Annotated in this window: 15 protein-coding genes; 4 read left to right on the forward strand and 11 right to left on the reverse strand. The window is 71.2% G+C overall.

What is annotated here, in order from left to right; translation table 11 throughout:
* Positions 1-5: 5 nt before the first annotated feature.
* Positions 6-1,586, reverse strand: a complete 1,581-nt coding sequence (locus AB0J55_RS27555; RefSeq protein WP_364254342.1) for a substrate-binding and VWA domain-containing protein — start codon at positions 1,584-1,586, stop codon at positions 6-8.
* Positions 1,587-1,847: 261 nt separating this feature from the next.
* Between AB0J55_RS27555 and AB0J55_RS27560 the strand changes: the two genes are divergently transcribed.
* Positions 1,848-2,648 carry a hypothetical protein gene (locus AB0J55_RS27560; RefSeq protein ID WP_364254345.1) on the forward strand — a complete coding sequence of 267 codons (801 nt, stop codon included), beginning with the start codon at positions 1,848-1,850 and terminating at the stop codon, positions 2,646-2,648.
* 4 nt (positions 2,649-2,652) lie between these two features.
* On the opposite strand, the gene AB0J55_RS27565 is transcribed toward AB0J55_RS27560, so the two are convergent.
* Complete coding sequence (locus AB0J55_RS27565) at positions 2,653-4,053, reverse strand: PLP-dependent aminotransferase family protein (RefSeq protein WP_364254348.1); 1,401 nt, start codon at positions 4,051-4,053, stop codon at positions 2,653-2,655.
* Between the two features lie 47 nt (positions 4,054-4,100).
* Here AB0J55_RS27565 and AB0J55_RS27570 point away from each other — a divergent pair, with 47 nt between their 5' ends.
* Positions 4,101-4,556: a carboxymuconolactone decarboxylase family protein gene (locus AB0J55_RS27570; RefSeq protein WP_364254351.1), complete on the forward strand. Its 456-nt coding sequence runs from the start codon at positions 4,101-4,103 to the stop codon at positions 4,554-4,556.
* A 45-nt stretch (positions 4,557-4,601) separates the two neighbouring features.
* On the opposite strand, the gene AB0J55_RS27575 is transcribed toward AB0J55_RS27570, so the two are convergent.
* Positions 4,602-6,059: an MFS transporter gene (locus AB0J55_RS27575; protein WP_364254354.1), complete on the reverse strand. Its 1,458-nt coding sequence runs from the start codon at positions 6,057-6,059 to the stop codon at positions 4,602-4,604.
* Between the two features lie 86 nt (positions 6,060-6,145).
* On the opposite strand from AB0J55_RS27575, the gene AB0J55_RS27580 reads away from it, so the two are divergent.
* Positions 6,146-6,520, forward strand: coding sequence for a MarR family transcriptional regulator (locus tag AB0J55_RS27580; RefSeq protein WP_364254357.1), 375 nt, complete (start codon positions 6,146-6,148; stop codon positions 6,518-6,520).
* Here the strand turns inward: AB0J55_RS27580 and AB0J55_RS27585 are convergent.
* The 7 genes from AB0J55_RS27585 to AB0J55_RS27615 all read right to left on the reverse strand — a co-directional run bounded on the left by AB0J55_RS27585 (position 6,517) and on the right by AB0J55_RS27615 (position 15,789).
* Entirely contained in the window at positions 6,517-7,860 is a 1,344-nt protein-coding gene (locus AB0J55_RS27585) for a trypsin-like peptidase domain-containing protein (protein ID WP_364254360.1), read from the reverse strand. The two genes, AB0J55_RS27580 and AB0J55_RS27585, sit on opposite strands and share 4 nt — an antisense overlap.
* Positions 7,861-8,017: 157 nt before the next feature.
* Positions 8,018-10,453, reverse strand: coding sequence for an FAD-dependent oxidoreductase (locus AB0J55_RS27590; protein WP_364254362.1), 2,436 nt, complete (start codon positions 10,451-10,453; stop codon positions 8,018-8,020).
* A gap of 13 nt (positions 10,454-10,466) precedes the next feature.
* Entirely contained in the window at positions 10,467-11,309 is an 843-nt protein-coding gene (purU, locus tag AB0J55_RS27595; protein WP_364254365.1) for a formyltetrahydrofolate deformylase, read from the reverse strand.
* Entirely contained in the window at positions 11,306-11,773 is a 468-nt protein-coding gene (locus AB0J55_RS27600; protein ID WP_364254368.1) for a sarcosine oxidase subunit gamma family protein, read from the reverse strand. The genes purU and AB0J55_RS27600 overlap by 4 nt, the downstream gene beginning before the upstream one ends.
* Positions 11,763-14,294: a 2Fe-2S iron-sulfur cluster-binding protein gene (locus AB0J55_RS27605; RefSeq protein WP_364254371.1), complete on the reverse strand. Its 2,532-nt coding sequence runs from the start codon at positions 14,292-14,294 to the stop codon at positions 11,763-11,765. Before AB0J55_RS27605 ends, AB0J55_RS27600 begins: the two co-directional genes overlap by 11 nt.
* On the reverse strand, positions 14,291-14,569 hold the full coding sequence (locus AB0J55_RS27610; protein ID WP_364254374.1) for a sarcosine oxidase subunit delta: 279 nt from the start codon (positions 14,567-14,569) through the stop codon (positions 14,291-14,293). Before AB0J55_RS27610 ends, AB0J55_RS27605 begins: the two co-directional genes overlap by 4 nt.
* Before the next feature lie 8 nt (positions 14,570-14,577).
* Positions 14,578-15,789, reverse strand: coding sequence for a sarcosine oxidase subunit beta family protein (locus tag AB0J55_RS27615; protein WP_364254376.1), 1,212 nt, complete (start codon positions 15,787-15,789; stop codon positions 14,578-14,580).
* 57 nt (positions 15,790-15,846) lie between these two features.
* Here AB0J55_RS27615 and AB0J55_RS27620 point away from each other — a divergent pair, with 57 nt between their 5' ends.
* Positions 15,847-16,494, forward strand: a complete 648-nt coding sequence (locus tag AB0J55_RS27620) for a GntR family transcriptional regulator (protein WP_364254379.1) — start codon at positions 15,847-15,849, stop codon at positions 16,492-16,494.
* Here the strand turns inward: AB0J55_RS27620 and AB0J55_RS27625 are convergent.
* Positions 16,491-17,612, reverse strand: coding sequence for an aromatic ring-hydroxylating dioxygenase subunit alpha (locus AB0J55_RS27625; RefSeq protein ID WP_364254382.1), 1,122 nt, complete (start codon positions 17,610-17,612; stop codon positions 16,491-16,493). The two genes, AB0J55_RS27620 and AB0J55_RS27625, sit on opposite strands and share 4 nt — an antisense overlap.
* Between the last annotated feature and the right edge of the window lie 34 nt (positions 17,613-17,646).

The following is a 17,646-nucleotide window of genomic DNA, read 5'->3' on the forward strand; positions in this document are numbered from 1 at the left end:
GTTCCTCACTTCTTGCAGGCGGGCGGCTGGCACATGAGCTTGCTCAGTGCCTGGTAGAAGACATCGGAGATCTTGCGCGGATCGGGCGTGGTGAAGGACTCGCCGCCGGTCGCCGCCGAGATCTGCTTCAGCTCGCTCGAATCGATGTCCGGGCCGATGCCGATCCCGATCACCGGCAGCGGTTTGCGCGGGTCCTGCAGCCGGCCCAGCTCGGAAAGCAGGCCGGGCAGCCCGATCGAGTCGCCGTCCTCGTTGCGGCCGTCGGTGAGCACGACGACGACGTTGATCCGGCCGAGCTGCCAGCTCTGCCGGGCGTTCTGGTAGGCGGCGAGGATCGAGTCGTACAGCCCGGTCGCGCCGCCGGGCTTGGGCTTGACCGCCTGCAGCGTCGCCACCCCGCCCGCGGCGAGCTGCTGGGCGATCGACCGCATCGGCAGCAGTTCCTTGTAGTCCTTGTCGCCGTCCAGCTTGGTCGAGAACAGCCAGAGGCCGATCTCGGTGGTCGGCTTGAACAGCCCCAGCCCCTGCGTCGCGGCTTCCAGGGTCAGCGCCATCCGGCTGCGGCCGGTGCCGGGCACGGTGGCGGCCATCGAGCCGGACACGTCGAGCAGCACCTGGACGCGGGCGCTGAGGTTCGCCCCGGCCCACGCCTGCAGCACGCCGTACATCGCTTCGGGCGCGGGCGGGCCGGCCGGGCGCGGCGCGGCGTTCGTGCGGGTGTCGCGGGGCCGGTCGCCGAGCAGCTGTCCGGACGGCGTGCGGAACCCGCCGTCGGCGAACGCCTTGGTGGAGGTCTGGTCGAGCAGCAGCCGCAGGAACCGCTCGGCCGCCGACCGCGACGCCTCCGACGCCCGCGGCAGCACGACGTACGGGTAGTCGAAGCTCGGCACGCCGACCGCGGGGTAGGCGGCGACGAGCTTCTTGGCCAGCACGGACTGCTCCGACGCCGGCCACGCGGTGAACGGCTCCTTCACCGCCGACAGCCGGCGGATCTCCTCGGTGAACGCCGCGGCCGGGTCGGGCGCGTCCTTGGTCAGCTGCTGCAGGCCGATCAGCGCGGCGATCGCGGCCGGGTCCCGGCCCGGGTCGGGCAGCCCGACCGGGCTGCCGGAGAGGACGTCCGACCAGGACGGTGACTTCGCCGGCCAGCCGGCCTGCCGGGCGACGTCGTCGGTCAGCGCCAGCACCACCGGCGAGCTCGCCACCGGCTGGCCGGACTCGGGCAGGTTCCACGCGCCGCCGTCGCGGGCCTGCAGCAGCCAGCTGCTCGACTCCGGCACCCACACGTCCGGGCCGGTGGCGCCGTTGGCTTCCAGCGCGGTCGCGGTGGCCGTCGACGGGCTCGCGGTGACCTCGACGGCGTAGCAGTCTCCCTCCGGGACGGTCCGGGCGAGCGCGGTCAGCACCGGCGCGATGTCCGGTGCGGCCGTGACGCGCACCGGCGTCGTCGTGTCGCAGCCGCCGCCGGCCAGCCGGTCCTTCAGGTAGGCGAAGCCGGCCCAGGCGAGCAGGGCGGCCACCAGCAGTGCACTCAGGACGACGACCCGCGCGTCGATCCGCCGCGCCCGCGCCGGGTGTGCCGCCATGCACGTCCCTTCTCCTCGTGAGGTGCTGGCAGCTTGCCAGCCGGGTGAGCGCGAAGCCAGTACCGGAAGCAGAACGTCACCAACGGCTCGTGAACCGGCGGTGAAGGAATTGCGTCGTGCCGCCATTTTGGTGATACGCGGGAATCGCGTAACGTTTCCCGCTTGACCGCCGTCCCACGTGGGTATCAGCACGATGGCGAAATCACGGGAGGATTTCGCCGTCCCCGAAACGGCGATACGGCACCGAACGGAGACGCCACCGTGCGCACGATGTACGACGCGGTCACCGCCGCGAACATCCCGGGCGACGCCCGGATGGTCGCGGGCTACATCGACCGGATCAAGCTGGCGCCCTGGTCGGCCGCGGACTGGGCCCGCTTCCCGAACGCGGTCAAGGTCACCATCGTCAAGAAGGCCGCGACGAACGACGGGCACGTCCTCGACGTCGAGCCCGGCGACGCCGACCCGGGCGAGGCGCCGGGCTGGGTCCGGATGCGCCGCGCGGCGGGCGCGGACCCGACGATCTACTGCAGCCTCTCGACCTGGCCGTCGGTGCGGAACGCGTTTTCGAACGCCGGGGTCGCCGAACCGCACTACTGGATCGCCCACTACAACGGCGATCCCGCCATCCCGGCCGGCGCGATCGCCAAGCAGTACCTGGGAAACGTCGCCCCCGGCTACGACGTCTCGTCCGTCGCCGACTACTGGCCGGGGGTGGACGGAGCCGCACCGGCCTCGACTGGAGTGGAGATCATGGAACGCATCACCGTCACCCCGCCGAACAACGAAGAGAACACGGTGCGCGTGTTCCTGTCCGGCAGCCCCGGCGCGGCGGTCGTCATCCGGCCGCGCCTGGGCGGCGACGGCTTCTCGAAGCCGATGTGGGTGGGCAACATCTACGCCTGGGGCAACGACCACCAGGGCGTCGGCCACAACCCGGCCCAGACGAGCGGGTACAACGCCCGGCTCACCTCGCACCGCCGCTACGACCTGCCGGGCGCGGTCTGGGCCGACATCAACTACAGCGCGTCCGATCCGTTCGAAGTCGACATCGTCGGCTGAGTCCTCACGCGGGCGGCAACGCCCGGCACAGCGCGTCGAGCGCCGCCGGGTAGGCGTGCTCGGGCGGGGCCGCGTAGCCGACGACCAGTCCGTCCATTGTGGACATCGTACTGCCCGGGTGCCGGAAGGCCGCCAAGCCGTCCAGGGCGATGCCCTGCCACGCCGCCGCTTTCAGCACGGCCTGTTCCGTGCCCGGCGGGAGGCGGAGGACGGCGTGCAGGCCGGCGGCGATGCCGGTGGGCGTCACGTGCGGAGCCTGTTCGGCGAGCGCCGTCACGAACTGGTCGCGCCGGCGGCGGTAACGCTGGCGCATCCGGCGGACGTGCCGGTCGTAGGCGCCGGAGGCGAGGAACTCCGCGAGCGTGAGCTGGTCGGGCACGCCCGCCCACGCTTCGCGCTCGCCCTTGGCCGCCAGCACCGCGTCGACGAGGTGCCCGGGCAGCACCAGCCAGCCGAGCCGCAGTGCCGGGGAGAGGCTCTTGCTGACCGACCCGAGGTAGACGACGTGGTCGGGGTCGAGGCCCTGGACCGCGCCGACCGGCTTGCGGTCGTAGCGGAATTCGCCGTCGTAGTCGTCTTCGAGCAGCAGGCCGCCGCTCGCGCGGACGTGGCCGAGCACCGCCGTGCGGCGGTCGTGGTGCAGCGGGCCGCCGGTCGGGAACTGGTGTGCCGGGGTCAGCAGCACCGTCGGCACGCCCAGGTCGCCGACGAGGGCGCCGTGTTCGTCCAGGGGCAGGGGAATCGTGTCCACACCGGCCTTGGCGAAGATCAAGCGGTGGAACGGGAGGCCGTAGGACTCGACGGCGACCGGCCCCGGCAGCACGGCCGGGAACAGCAGCCGCAGGGCGTGCGCGAACCCCGAGCACACGACGATCCGCTCCGGTGACGTCCGCACGCCCCGGGCGCGCGCGAGGTACTGGGCGAGCGCCTCCCGCAGCTCGGGGCGCCCGCGCGGATCGCCGGGGCCGAAGGCGTCGTGCGGGGCCACGTTCAGCGCGCGGCGCGCGGCGGCGAGCCATTCGGTGCGCGGGAACGACGTCGCGTCCGGCTGCCCCTGCCGCAGGTTGTGCCGCGGTTCCGGCGTTCCCGGGGCCGGCTTCGGCGTCCGGAGGGGCTTGAGGGGTTCGGCGCGCTCGGCGACCCGGGTGCCGGACCCCTGGACGGCGGTGAGCCACCCCTCGGCGACCAGCTCGGCGTAGGCGTCGGCGACGGTGTTGCGCGCCAGCCCGAGGTCCGCGGCGAGCGACCGGTAGGGCGGCAGCCGCGTGCCCGGCGCGAGCCGTCCGGCGCGGACGGCGTCCCGCAGCGCGGTGATCAGCGCGGCCCGCCTGCCGCCGGTGTCCGGCAGCTCCAGGTGCAGGTCGGCGCCCAGCCGCTCCCCCGAATTGACCCAGGATTTTGCCACGGAAATGCACCCTACACGCGGGTCAACCGGGGCATAGATTTCTGCTCATGACGAACCGAGTGAACTTCGCCAAGACCGCCCCGAAGGCCTTCAAGGCCCTGATCGGCTTCGACGCCGCCGCCCGTGCCGGGCTCGACCCCGCGCTGGTCGAGCTGGTCCAGATCCGCGCGTCGCAGCTCAACCGCTGCGCCTACTGCCTGCACATGCACACCTCGGACGCCCGCAAGGCCGGGGAGAGCGAGGAGCGGCTGCACATGGTCGCCGTCTGGCACGAGGCCCGGAGTTTCTTCAGCGAAAAGGAGCAGGCCGCGCTCGCCCTGACCGAGGCCGTCACGCTGATCCACGGCGGCGTCCCCGACGACGTCTACGCCCGGGCCGCCGGCCAGTTCGGCGAGGAGGAACTGGCCCAGCTGCTCGCCCTGATCCTCACCATCAACACGTGGAACCGCATCGCGATCGCAGGCGCGAAGGTGCCGGGCACGGACGAGCGCGTGGCCCGGTGACGCGGAAGGACCACCATCCCCCGGCGATGGTGGTCCTTCCGCGGTTCAGTCCGCGAGCGCCAGCAGGTCCCCTTCGACGACCGGCACTTCGGCCGGCCGCTTCCGGGCCACCAGGCCGCTGATCGCGATCAGCAGGCCCAGCACCGCGATGCCGGTGACCACGCTCAGCGCCGGCGTCAAGCCGGTCAGCAGCGCGGCCGGGGACGCCTCGCGGCCGCCGTTGGCGGTCAGGACCGCCGTCACCACCGCCAGGCCGATCGCGCCGCCCACCTGCAGGGACGTGTTCAGCAGGCCGCCCGCCAGGCCCTGCTCGTCATCCGCGATGCCCGCCGTCGCCTGGATGTTGAGGGACGAGAAGGCCAGCGTGAAGCCGATCCCCAGCAGGATCATGCTCGGCAGCACGCTTCCCGCGTAGCCCGAGTGCTCGTCGATGCGCAGGAACAGCGCGTAGCCGATGACGTGCGCCACCACGCCGGCGAAGATCGTGCGGGGCGTGCCCAGCCGGTCGATCAGCGGCTCGATGCGCGGGGACCCGAACGCCACGATCAGCGCCGCCGGCAGGAAGCCCAGCGCCGTCTGCAGGGCCGACCAGCCCAGCACCCGCTGCAGGTACAGCATCACCACGAACTGGAAGCCGATGTACGCGCCGAAGAACAGCGCGCCGCCGAGGTTGGCGCGGGCCAGCGGGCCCGAGCGGAGGATGCCCAGGCGCAGGAGCGGGTGCCGGCTGCGCTTCTCGATGACCACGAACGTCACCAGCAGCGCCAGCGCGACGGCGAACGTGATCAGCGTGCGCGGGGCCGCCCAGCCGACCTCCGGCGCCTCCACCACGCCGAACACCAGCAGCAGCGAACCGGCGGCGCCGGTGATGGCGCCCGGGAAGTCGTAGCCGCCGCCCTGCTCGGCGCGGTAGGACGGGATCAGCTTCCACGCCGCCACCAGTGCGACCAACGCGATCGGGGCGGGGAGCAGGAACGTCCAGCGCCAGCCGACCTCGGTCAGCAGGCCGGAGAACACGAGACCGGCGGAGTAGCCGCTGGCGCCGAACACCGCGAAGATGCTGATCGCCTTGTTGCGGGCCGGGCCCTCCTGGAACGTCGTGGTGATGATGGACAGCGCGGCCGGCGCCGTGAACGCGGCGGCCAGGCCCTTGACGAACCGGCTCGCGATGAGCAGCGCGCCGTCGTCGACGAGACCGCCGAGCAGCGAGGCCAGCGCGAACACCGCGACGGCGACGAGGAACACGCGGCGGCGGCCGAGCAGGTCGGCGGTGCGGCCGCCGAGCAGCAGCAGCCCGCCGTAACCGAGCACGTAGCCGCTGACGACCCATTGCAGCGCGTTGGTGGACAGGCCGAGGTCGGCCTGGATGGCCGGGAGCGCGACCCCGACCATCGACACGTCGAGCGCGTCGAGGCCGATGACGATCGAGACGGTGAGCAGGACACCCCAGAGACGTGCGTCCCACCGCGTTGAAGTGGTGGACAAGGACACGGAAGAGCTCATGGCGGCGACATTACATGCACGCGCATCTAATGTCCAAGCATTTAATGTGTTTGCATCTGATGTCTGCGCATGCTAAGTTGGTCGCCGTGAGCGACGTCGCCGAGAAGGAACTGGTCCAGGAGTGGCACGACCTGCTGGCCCGCTACTCGGCCGTGTTCAGCACCCTGGAGTGCCGCCTGCAGGAGCGCCACGGCATCGGCGCCAACGAGTTCGAGGCCCTCGAACGCCTCGCGACCTGCGACTTCAAGTGCCGCTCGGCCGACCTCACCGGCGCGATCCACCTCAGCCAGAGCGCCACCTCCCGGCTGGTCGCCCGCCTCGAGAAGGAGGGCCTGGTCGAGCGCGCGTTGTGCGAGATGGACCGGCGCGGCATCTTCGTCACGATCACCGACGCCGGCCGGGAGAAGTACCTCGCGGCGAAGCAGACGCACCGCGAGGTACTGCAGGAAACCCTGCGCTAGCCGACCGGGCCTTCGATCGCCTTCACCGGGATCTGCCGCTGTCCCCCGGCCGCGCTGGTCACGGTCAGCGTCAGCTGGTCGCCCGGGTGGTGGGTGTCCATCACGTTCGTCAACGCCGTCGCGGAGCCGGTCGGCCGGCCGTCGATCGCCGTGATGACGTCACCCGCCGCGAGGCCCGCCTTCTGGGCCGGCCCGCGCGAGACCACCTCGCGGACCTTCGCGCCGCCCTGGCCGTCCGACACCGAGACGCCGATGAACGCCGTCTTGCCGATGTGGATCTTGTCGGATGCCGAACCCGCGACGATCTTGTGCGCGATGTCGACGGCCTGGTTGATCGGGATGGCGAAGCCCTGCCCGGCGCCGCCGCTGCGGCGGCCGTTCAGCTGGTAGCCGGTCGACGCCGCCGTGTCGACGCCGATGACCTGGGCGTCCGCGTTGACCAGCGGGCCGCCGGAGTCGCCCGACTCGATGTTCGCCCGGACCTGGATCAGCCCGGTGAGCTGCTCGGACGAGCCGCTGGACTCGTCCGAGGCGGTGATCGACTGGTCCAGCGCCGTCACCGTGCCCGGCGCGGGCACCGGGTCGCCGCCGCGGCCGCCGGCGTTGCCGAGGCCGAGGATCTGGTCGCCGACCGCGACCTTCGACGAGTCGCCGATGGTCGCGGTGGGCAGCCCGGACGCGCCCCGCAGCTGGATGACGGCGACGTCCTCCGTGCGGTCGTAGCCGAGCACGTCCGCCTGGTAGGTGTCGCCGGTGCCGATGCTGGTGACCTTGATGCTGGTCGCGCCGGCGACGACGTGGTTGTTGGTGAGCACCTCGCCGTCGGGGGTGAGCACGATGCCGGTGCCGGCCGCGGCCGCGCCCTGCAGGCCCAGTTCGGTGTTGATGTTCACGATGGCCGGGTTGACCTTCGCCGACACGGCGTCGACGTCGAGCACCGTCCTGGCTTCGCTGGGCTGTCCGGAGAAGCCGAAGTTCTGGTTGCCGCCCGCGGTGGGCGCGGTCGCCCCCGAAATCAGGTGGCCGATCCCGAGCCCGGCCACCACCGCGAGCGCGATCGCGACGACCGCGACGGTCAGCGCGCGCAGCGGGTGCCGCCGGCGCGGCGGGGGCTGGTAGGCGGGCGGCGGGTAGGCGTACGTGGGTTGCGTGTACGCCGGGTACGGGCGGCCCCACTGGTCACGGGGCGGCGGGTACTGGCCGTAGGGGTCCTGCCGGGCGTAGCCCTGGTTGTCCTGCGGATACCCGTTCTGCCCGTAGTAGTCCGGCGAGTACCCGCCCTGGCCGTAGCCGTACGGGTACTCGCCGCCGCCTTGCGGTCCTCGGTCGTACTCGCTCATGCACAGCTCCAGCTCTCGACAAGCCTCCGGCCCCTCCAGGAAACGCCCCGATCCTGAGAATTTCCTGGTGCGCTTCCGTGGACTTGCTGTGGATTACCCGGTCGAGAGCGAAGCGTGACCCGACGTGACCGGCGTTACGTGCGCCCGTACTCGGCGGTCACCGCCGGATCCGTGCCATGCCGGGGTCGACCAGTGGCTCGGCGGCCACCGTGGCCGCGACCCGGCGGCCGAAGTACTCGATCTCCACGCTGCTGCCGATGCCCGCCGACGCCGGGAGCCACGCGTAGGCGATCGGCCGCCCGACGGTGTACCCGTACGCGGCACTCGTGACGTACCCCGAAGGCACGCCGTCGACGAACACCGGTTCCTTGCCCAGCACGACCGTGCGGCCGTCGTCGATCGTCAAGCACCGCAACCGCCGTGACGCCGTTTCCTCGCTCCGGCCGTCGATGGCGGCCCGCCCCAGGAAGTCGCCCTTCGCGGGACGCACCGCGAACGCGAGCCCGGCCTCGTACGGGTCGTGTTCGGTGGTCATGTCGGTGCCCCACAGCCGGTAGCCCTTCTCCAGCCGCAGGCTGTTGAACGCCGCCCGCCCGGCCGCGATGACGCCCAGGGGCTGCCCGGCCGCCCACAGCGCGTCCCACAGCCGCAGGCCGTTGTCCGCGCTCGTGTAGATCTCCCAGCCGAGTTCGCCCACATAGGACAGTCGCATCGCGACCACCGGCACGCCGGCGATCCGCGCCTTCCGCGCGCGGAAGTACTTCAGCCCGGTGTGCGAAAAGTCCTCCTGCGACAACGGCTGCACGAGGTCCCGCGCGAGCGGTCCCCAGACGCCGATGCAGCACGTCCCGCCGGTGATGTCCCGGACCCGCACCCCGGCCGGCGCGTGCTTGACGAAGTGGTCGACGTCGATGTTCCCGTTGATGCCGACCTGGAACACCTCCTGCTCCAGCCGGGCCACCGTGACGTCACTCCGCACCCCGCCCGCGACGTCGAGCATCAAGGTGTACGTCACCGAACCCACCGACTTGTCCAGCTGGTTGGTGGTCAGCGACTGCAGCAGCTCCAGCGAGCCGGGCCCGCTGATCTCGACGCGCTTGAGCGGTGTCATGTCGTACAGCGCGACGCCGTTGCGCGTGTGCCACGCCTCGGCCGCGGCGATCGGCGAGTGGAACTGCGCCGACCACGAATCCCGCGCGGGCGGCAGAGCTTCGTGCGGCAGCTGCTTCAGCAGCGGCGCGTTGGCTTCGAACCAGTGCGGCCGCTCCCAGCCGCCCGCCTCCAGGAACACCGCGCCCAGCTCCCGCTGCCGCGCGTGGAACGGCGTCACCCGCAGATCCCGCGGGGAAAGCTTGGGCTGCAACGGGTGCAGGATGTCGTAGACCTCGACGAAGTTCTGCTGCGCGGTCTCGCTCACATACGAGGGTGCGAGCTGGACCTCCTCGAAGCGGTGGACGTCGATGTCGTGGGTGTCCACTTCGGAATGGCCGTCGACCAGCAGCTGGGCGACGGCCTTCGCGATGCCCGCGGAGTGCGTCACCCAGATCGCCTCGGCCAGCCAGAACCCGCGGACGTCGGCCGACTCGCCGACCAGCGACTGGCCGTCCGGGGTGAAGGAGAAGATGCCGTTGAAGCCCTCTTCGACCTTGGTCCCGCCCAGCGCGGGCAGCAGCAGCTTGCTCTCCTCCCACGACGGCGCGAAGTCGTCCTCGGTGAAGGGCAGCATGGACGGCATGGCCGTCTCGGTCACCGTCGGATCCAAAGTGGACTCGTCGACCGGCATCGGCCGGTGGGCGTAGGAACCGATGCCGATCCGGTCGACGTGCTCGCGGAAGTACAGGTCCTGGTCCTGGTGCCGCAGGATCGGCAGGCTCGCCTCGGTCTCCTCGGTGTTGCGCCCGGCGAGTTCCGCGACCTGCCCGGTCTTCACGTACTGGTGCGCCAGCGGCAGCAGCGGGACGTCCATGCCCGCCATCGCGCCGATCTCGCGGCCCCAGAACCCGGCGCACGACACGACGACGTCGGCCGGGAAGTCGCCCTGGTCCGTCCGGACACCGGTGACGCGGCCGCCGTCTTGCCGGACGTCGGTCACGCGCGTGGACCCGATGAACTTCGCGCCGCGTTCGCCGGCCCGCGCGGCGAGCACCTCGACCGCCTTGGCGGCCCGCGCGAGCCCGTCGGTCGGCACGTGCAGCGCGCCGAAGATCCGGGAACCGTCCAGCAGCGGCCAGCGCCGGACGCATTCGGCGGCGTCGATGAGCTGTCCTTCGACGCCCCACGACGTCGCCCAGCCCTGCTTGCGCTTGAGGTCCTCCCAGCGGGCCGGGGTGGTCGCCACCTCCATGCCGCCGACCTGGAGGAAACAGCCCAGCTCCTTCAGCTTCGCAACGGTGTACTTCGCGAAGTCCGTCATCGCCTTGGCGGGGTTGGTCTGGAAGACCAGGCCGGGCGCGTGCGAGGTGGACCCGCCGGTGCGCGGCAGCGGGCCCCGGTCGAGCACGGTGACGTCGGTCCAGCCGCGGGCGGTCAGCTCGTCGGCGAGGTTCGCGCCGACGATGCCGGCGCCGATGATCACGACCTTCGGTGCACTCATGGCGGAACTCCTTCTACCGGAACACGACGGTGCTGTTGCCGTTGAGCAGGACGCGGCGCTCGCAGTGCCAGCGCACCGCGCGCGAGAGGGCCAGGGCTTCGGCGTCCCGGCCGACGGTCACGAGCTCGCGCGGCGAGTACGTGTGGTCGACGCGCTGCACCTCCTGCTCGATGATCGGGCCCTCGTCGAGGTCGGGCGTGACGTAGTGCGCGGTCGCGCCGACGTACTTGACGCCGCGGTCGTAGGCCTGGTGGTAGGGCTTGGCGCCCTTGAAGCCGGGCAGGAACGAGTGGTGGATGTTGATCGCGCGGCCTTCGAGCTTCTGGCACAGCTCGTTGGACAGCACCTGCATGTACCGGGCCAGCACGACCAGGTCGGCCTCGTACTCCCCGACCAGGTCCAGGAGCCGCTGCTCGGCCTCCGGCTTGGTGTCCGACGTCACCGGCACGTGCACGAACGGGACACTGGCCGCCTCGGCCATCGGCCGCAGGTCCTCGTGGTTCGAGACGACGGCCGCGATCTCCGCGCCGAGTCCGCCCGCGCGCCAGCGGAACAGCAGGTCGTTGAGGCAGTGCCCGAACTTCGAGACCATCACGAGGATCCGCGGCGGGGTGCCGTCGGAGAACTCGAACTCCATGCCGAAGTCGACGGCCACCGGCGCGAACGTCCGGGTCAGTTCGTCCACAGTGGTCTCTTCGGCGCGGGTGAACGACGTGCGCAGGAACAGCGAGCCGCGGACGTCGTCGTCGAACTGCTGGTGCTCGACGATGTCGCAGCCCTGCCCGACGAGGAACGTCGTGACGGCGTGGACGATGCCCGCACGTTCCGGGCACTTGAGCGTCAGGGTGAAGGTCACGAGACGTACTCCAGACTCGCGTCGGCCAGCCAGGCGATGAAGTAGTCCGAAAAGGACTGGCGCACGAGGACCGTGTAGCCGTCTTCGCGGACCATCAGCACGATGCCCGTCCGCGCCAGGAGAGTCTGTACGCACGTCCCCGGCGGCGACACCTCGAGGTCGATCGAACACCCGTGGGCCAGGACATCGGCCGCGTGCTCCCCGGTCAGCCGGTAGACGTTGCGCTGCGCCGACACGTCCACCACGGCGTCGCTCTCCCGGGAAAGTGACGCTTCCAGCTCGGCTTGGCGGCCGGGTTCGGCGAGGACGAGGTACTCGTCGGGGCCCATCCAGAGGAGGTCGACGCCGTTGCCGCTGGTGAAGGTGCACGGGCCGGGCAGGGGAACGCCGAGGAGCGTGCCGCCCTCGCGGAGGCGGACGGTGAGCTGGGTGCGGAACGGTTCGTGGACCGCGTCAACCGTCACGGCGGGCTCCTTCCTTGTCGAAGAGCACGGATTCGGTCACGGTCACCGGCACCACCTCGTCGCCGACCGGCACGTACAGCGTGTCGCCGATCCGCTCCCGGCCCGAGCGCACGAGGGCGAGCGCGAAGGTGCGGCCGAGGGCGGCGCTGTCGTAGCTGGAGGTGACGTGGCCGAGCATCCGCACCGGCGGTTCGGGCACGACCTCCGATTCGATGATCTGCGAGCCCTCGGGCAGCAGCACCGCCGGGTCAACGGGGAGCAACCCAACCAGGTGCTTGCGGTCGGGGCGGTTGTTCTCGGCGCGGGCGAAGGAGCGCTTGCCGATGAAGTCGGCCTTCTTCTTCGACACCGCCCACGACAGGCCGAGGTCCTGCGGGGTCACCGTGCCGTCGGTGTCCTGCCCGATGATCGGGTAGCCCTTCTCGGCGCGCAGGACGTGCATGGTCTCGGTGCCGTACGGGGTCGCGCCCTGCTCCACTATGGACCGCCACAAAGCGGGGCCGTGCCACGACGGGACGTTGATCTCGTACGCCAGCTCGCCGGAGAAGCTGATCCGGCAGACCCGCGCCCGCAGCCCGGCGACCTCGGCGTCCTGCCAGGTCATGAACCCGAAGGCTTCGTTCGAGACGTCCAGCGCCGGCGCCAGGCGGCCGAGGACTTCCCGCGACCGCGGCCCGACCAGCGGGAGCGTGGCCCAGTGCTCGGTCACCGACGTCGCGAACACGCGCCGGTGCGGCCACTCCGTCTGCAGCCACTCCTCCATCCACTCGAGGATCTTCGCCGCGTTGCCGGTGGTCGTGGTGACCAGGAACCGCTCCTCGCCGACGCGGATCACCGTGCCGTCGTCGATGACCATGCCGTCGACGCCGCACATCACGCCGTAGCGGATGCGGCCGACCTTCAGGGTGCTCATCACGTTCGTGTAGAGCAGGTCGAGGAACCAGCCGGCGTCCGGGCCCTGGACGTCGATCTTGCCCAACGTGGACCCGTCCATCACGGCGACGTCGGTGCGGGCCGCGCGGCATTCGCGCCGGACGGCGTCGGCCATCGATTCGCCGGGCCGCGGGTAGTACCACGGCCGCTTCCACTGGCCGACGTTCTCGAACTCGGCGCCGTGTTCGACGTGCCAGGGGTGGATCGTGGTGACGCGCACGGGGTCGTGCAGCTCACCGCGGTTCCGCCCGGCCAGCGCGGCGAACGCCACCGGCGTGTACGGCGGCCGGAACGTCGTCGGGCGGCGGTCGGCGAGGTCGGCGCCGAGGGCTTCGGCGGTGATGCCGGCGGCGAGCATGCCGGACGTCCTGCCCTGGTCGTGCGCGGTGCCGATGGTCGTGTAGCGCTTGACGTGCTCCAGCGAGCGCAGGCCGGCGCCGGTGGCACGCAGGATGTCCGACACGGTCGCGTCCCGCTGCTGGTCCACGAACCGGGTGTCCACATCGGACTCCGGCGCGGGCACCTGCCAGAGCACCTTCGTCTCCGGCAGCCCCTCTCCCGCGGCCGCACCGACGACGCTCACGTTCGGCAGATCCCCGGCCGGGACGTAGGCGCCCAGGCCGGCGTCGTAGCGCAGGGTGCCGCGGGCCTGGCTGTACAGGTGCACCGCCGGGTTCCAGCCGCCGGAGACGAGCAGGAGGTCGCACTCGACCCGCTCTCCCCGCGTCTCACCCAGTTTCGCCACGTGTGCGGCCGTGACGTGGGTGTCGCCATCGGTGCCGATGACGCCGTAGCCCTCGCGGGCGTCGACGATCCGGACGATCTCGGCGCCGGCCCCGGCCAGCTCGGAGGCGGCGTCGATCGCGGAGTCGTTGGTGGTGAACACGACGACCCGCGTTCCGGCCAGGACGCCGTAGCGGTTCAGGTAGGTGCGGGCGGCCGAAGCGAGCATGATCCCGGGGCGGTCGTTGTCCGGGAACACGATCGGCCGCTCGTGGGCACCGGTGGCGATCACGATCCGCTTCGCCCGGATCCGCCAGACCCGCTGCCGTGAGATGCGCTCTGGGGGTTCGCCCCGGCGCTCGAGGGCGAGCACGAATCCGTCGTCGTGGACGCCGAACGCCGTGGTCCGCGAGAGGAACCGGACGCCTTCGGGAGCCTCGCCGCCGGGCTGGTCGTCGACGAGCAGCACGCGTCCTTGCGCGGCCGCAGCGGCCGCGCGGCCCGCGGGCCCGGCGCCGATGACCAGGACATCGCAGTGGGCGTGCTTGGCGTCGTACCGGGCCGGGTCCGGCTCGGCGGCCAGCCGCCCCTGACCGCGCAGGCCGCGGGCGACCAGACCGTCGTACAGCTCGACCGTCGTCGCGGACAACATCGGCTCGGGGAACGGCGCTTCGATCTGCACCAGTGCGTTGGAATCCTCGACGCCGGCGCCGACGATGCCGCGCGGCCGGCCGTACTTGATGCTGGTCGCGACCCGGTGGATGCCGTTGGCCAGCAACGCGGAGGCCAGGGTGTCGCCGAGGAACCCGGTCAGCTCCCGGCCGTCGAAGGTGAACTTCAGCGGGACGCCCGACAGCCGGGTCATGAGATCACCGGCCGGGGTTCGTCGAGGCGGTAGACCGCCAGGAGGTCGTGGGTGCGCGTGTCGCGGACGGCGTTGAACCACCGGCGGCAACCCGCGGAGTGGCTCCAGCGCTCGGCGAACGGCCCGCTCGGGTTGTCCCGGAAGAAGACGAACTTCGCCCACTCCTCGTCGGACAGGGCCGACGGGTCCGCCGGGTAGGCGAGGTGCGCCTGGCCGCCGTAGTGGAACTCGGCTTCCTCGCGCGGCCCGCACCACGGGCAGGGGATCAGCTGCATGGGAACTCCTAATGCGCGACGGCGGCGGCGCCGTGCTCGTCGACGAGGGCACCGGTGGTGAACCGGTCGAGGGCGAAGGGCTCGGCGTACTCGTGCGGCTTACCGCGGGCGATCGTCGCCGCGAAGACGTCCCCGACGCCGGGGGTGGCCTTGAAGCCGCCGGTCCCCCAGCCGCAGTTGAGGAACAGGTTCTCCACCGGGGTCAGGCCGATGATCGGCGAGGCGTCCGGGCTGACGTCGACGATGCCCGCCCACGTCCGCAGCAGGTGCGCCCGCGCGAACACCGGGAACAGCTCCAGCGCGGCCGCCATCTGCTGCTCGATGATGTGGAACGAGCCGCGCTGGCCGTAGCCGGCGTAGCTGTCGATGCCGGCACCCATCACGAGTTCGCCCTTGTGCGCCTGGGAAACGTAGACGTGCACGGCGTTCGACATGACGACCGTCGGGTGGATCGGCTCCAGCAGCTCGGACACCAGCGCCTGCAACGGGTGCGAGACGAGCGGCAGGTCGAGCCCGACCATCTTCGCCAGCACGGACGTGTGCCCGGCCGCGCACAGCGCCACCTTGCCCGCGGCGATCCGGCCACGGGACGTCTCGACGCCGGTCACCCGTCCGTCCACTGTGGAGATTCCGGTGACCTCGCAGTTCTGGATCAGGTCCACGCCCATCCGGTGCGCGGCGCGGGCGAAACCCCAGGCCACGTAGTCGTGCTTCGCGATGCCCGCACGCGGCTGGAAGGTCGCGCCGAGCACCGGGTAGCGGACGTCCGGCGAGGTGTTGACGATCGGGCAGAGCTCCTTGACACCGTCGGCGTCCACCCATTCGGCGTCGATGCCGTTGAGTTTGTTGGCCTCGACGCGGCGGACGCTGTCGCGGACGTCCTGCAGGCTGTGCGCCAGGTTGAGCACCCCGCGCTGGCTGAACAGGATCGGGTAGCCGAGGTCCTCTTCGAGGCCCTCCCACAGCTTGAGGGAGTGCTCGTAGATGCCGGAGCTCTCGTCCCACAGGTAGTTGGAGCGGATGATCGTGGTGTTGCGGGCCATGTTGCCGCCGGCGAGCCAGCCCTTCTCCAGCACGGCGACGTTCGTGACGCCCTGCTTGGCCAGGTAGTAGGCGGTGGCCAGGCCGTGGCCGCCGCCCCCGACCACGACGACGTCGTAGGCCTTCTGCGGGTCCGGGTTGTCCCAGAGGAAGTCCGGGTGCTCCGGCAGGTCCGTCATCGAGAACTCCGTCTGGTCGACTTCTGATATATCAATCGTCGATGTAGGCTAGGCGCCATGCACCCGCAGGTCAATCCCCCGTCGCTGGCCGAACAGGCGTACCTGTTCGTCCGTGATCGCCTGGTCATGCTCGACATCCCGCCGGGCTCCCCGATCAACGAAGAGGAGCTCGGGACCGCGCTCGGCATGGGCCGGACCCCGATCCGCGAGGCGCTGAAACGGCTGGAGTCCGAACGGCTGGTCGTCGCCTACCCGCGGCGCGGGACGTTCGCCACCGACGTCAACATCTCCGACCTCGCGCACATCTCCGAGGTCCGGCGCACCCTCGAACCGATGGCGACGGCCGCCGCGGCCGACCGCGCCACCGCGGCCGACCGGGCCACCCTGACCGAGCTGCGCGCGCAGCTCGACGCCGACGTCCCCACCGGCGACAACGCCGAGCTGCTGCGCACCGACCTCGCCCTGCACCGGGCGATCTACCGGTGCGTGCACAACCCGTTCCTCGAGGACACGCTGATCCGGTACGACAACCTCGCCACCCGGATCTGGTGCGTGTTCGTGCCCCGGTTGTCCGGGATGGCCGGCCACGTCCACGAGCACGTCCCGCTCCTCACTGCGATCATCGAGGGCGACGGCGAAAAGGCCGCCGCGCTGACACAGGCGCACGTCACCGGGTTCGAGACCGCCATCCGGGCGCTGATCTAGACCGCGAGGCGAGCGCGGACCCAGTCGTGGAACGCGCCGATGTGGTGCTCGCTGGGCACGAGCACCCCGCCGCGCGCGTACGAACGCGAGTCCATCGCGAGCTGGCAGCGTTCGCAGGCTTCGAAGTCCTGCAGGTTGACGCGGTGGAACAGCTCCACCGACCGGCTCAGGTCGCGCCCGGATTCGACGACTTCGGGCAGGTACAGCCAGTCGCAGCGGACCAGCGTCCGGTCCGGGGCCAGCGGGAACATCCGGTGCAGGATCACGTGGTCCGGAACGAGGTTCACGAACACGCCCGGTTTGATGGTGATCGCGTAGTACTTGCGGTCCTGGGCTTCGGTGACACCGGGCAGGCGGTCGACCCCCTCGGAGCCGTCGACGGTGAAACCCTTGATGTCCCCGCCGAACTCGGCGCCGTGGCCGACGTAGTACTGCGCGGCGTAGCCGTCGGCGAACTCCGGGAGCACCTCGGTGAGCTCCGGGTGGATCGTCGCGCAGTGGTAGCACTCCATGAAGTTCTCGATGATCTGTTTCCAGTTCGCCTTCACGTCGTACTCGATGCGCTTGCCCAGCGCCAGGCCGTCGATGCCGTAGGCGTCGATCTCCGCCGGGCCGCCGAGCCGTTCGGTGACCGCCCCGATCACGGTCTCTTCGAACGACGGCGGCTCGCCGGCCAGGCAGACCCAGGCGTAGCCGAGCCATTCCCGCAGGTGCAGCCGGGTCAGGCCGAACTCGGTGCGGTCGACGTCCGGCATGCCGGTGAGGTTCGGCGCGGCGATCAGCTTGCCGTCGAGGCCGTAGGTCCAGGCGTGGTAGGGGCACTGGAAGGCGCGCTTGACCGTGCCGCTCTCCGACGTGCACAGCCGGGCGCCGCGGTGGCGGCAGACGTTGAGGAAGGCGTTCAGCTTCCCGTCCCGCCCCCGCGAGACCAGGACGCTCTCCTTGCCGATCTGCACGGTCTCGAACGCCCCGGGCCCGGCGAGGTCGGCGCTGCGCACGGCGCAGAACCAGTCCGCCTCGAAGATCTTCGCCTGTTCGGCCGCGAAGATCGCCGGATCGGTGTAGGAGCTGCCGGGCAACGTGGCGAGCAGGCTCGGCGGGAGATCGATTGCGGTCACCGGCGTGGTCCTCTCCGCGGATCAGTTCGGGAGT

The organism is Amycolatopsis sp. NPDC049688 (assembly GCF_040674975.1).
Taxonomy (GTDB): domain Bacteria; phylum Actinomycetota; class Actinomycetes; order Mycobacteriales; family Pseudonocardiaceae; genus Amycolatopsis.

Excerpts from the sequence above, each read along its gene's own strand:
- AB0J55_RS27555 (WP_364254342.1), bottom strand. The coding sequence starts at position 1,586 with ATGGCGGCACACCCGGCGCGGGCGCGGCGGATCGACGCGCGGGTCGTC.
- AB0J55_RS27570 (WP_364254351.1), top strand. The coding sequence starts at position 4,101 with ATGACGAACCGAGTGAACTTCGCCAAGACCGCCCCGAAGGCCTTCAAG.
- AB0J55_RS27575 (WP_364254354.1), bottom strand. The coding sequence starts at position 6,059 with ATGAGCTCTTCCGTGTCCTTGTCCACCACTTCAACGCGGTGGGACGCA.
- AB0J55_RS27585 (WP_364254360.1), bottom strand. The coding sequence starts at position 7,860 with ATGAGCGAGTACGACCGAGGACCGCAAGGCGGCGGCGAGTACCCGTAC.
- AB0J55_RS27590 (WP_364254362.1), bottom strand. The coding sequence starts at position 10,453 with ATGAGTGCACCGAAGGTCGTGATCATCGGCGCCGGCATCGTCGGCGCG.
- AB0J55_RS27605 (WP_364254371.1), bottom strand. The coding sequence starts at position 14,294 with ATGACCCGGCTGTCGGGCGTCCCGCTGAAGTTCACCTTCGACGGCCGG.
- AB0J55_RS27610 (WP_364254374.1), bottom strand. The coding sequence starts at position 14,569 with ATGCAGCTGATCCCCTGCCCGTGGTGCGGGCCGCGCGAGGAAGCCGAG.
- AB0J55_RS27615 (WP_364254376.1), bottom strand. The coding sequence starts at position 15,789 with ATGACGGACCTGCCGGAGCACCCGGACTTCCTCTGGGACAACCCGGAC.
- AB0J55_RS27620 (WP_364254379.1), top strand. The coding sequence starts at position 15,847 with ATGCACCCGCAGGTCAATCCCCCGTCGCTGGCCGAACAGGCGTACCTG.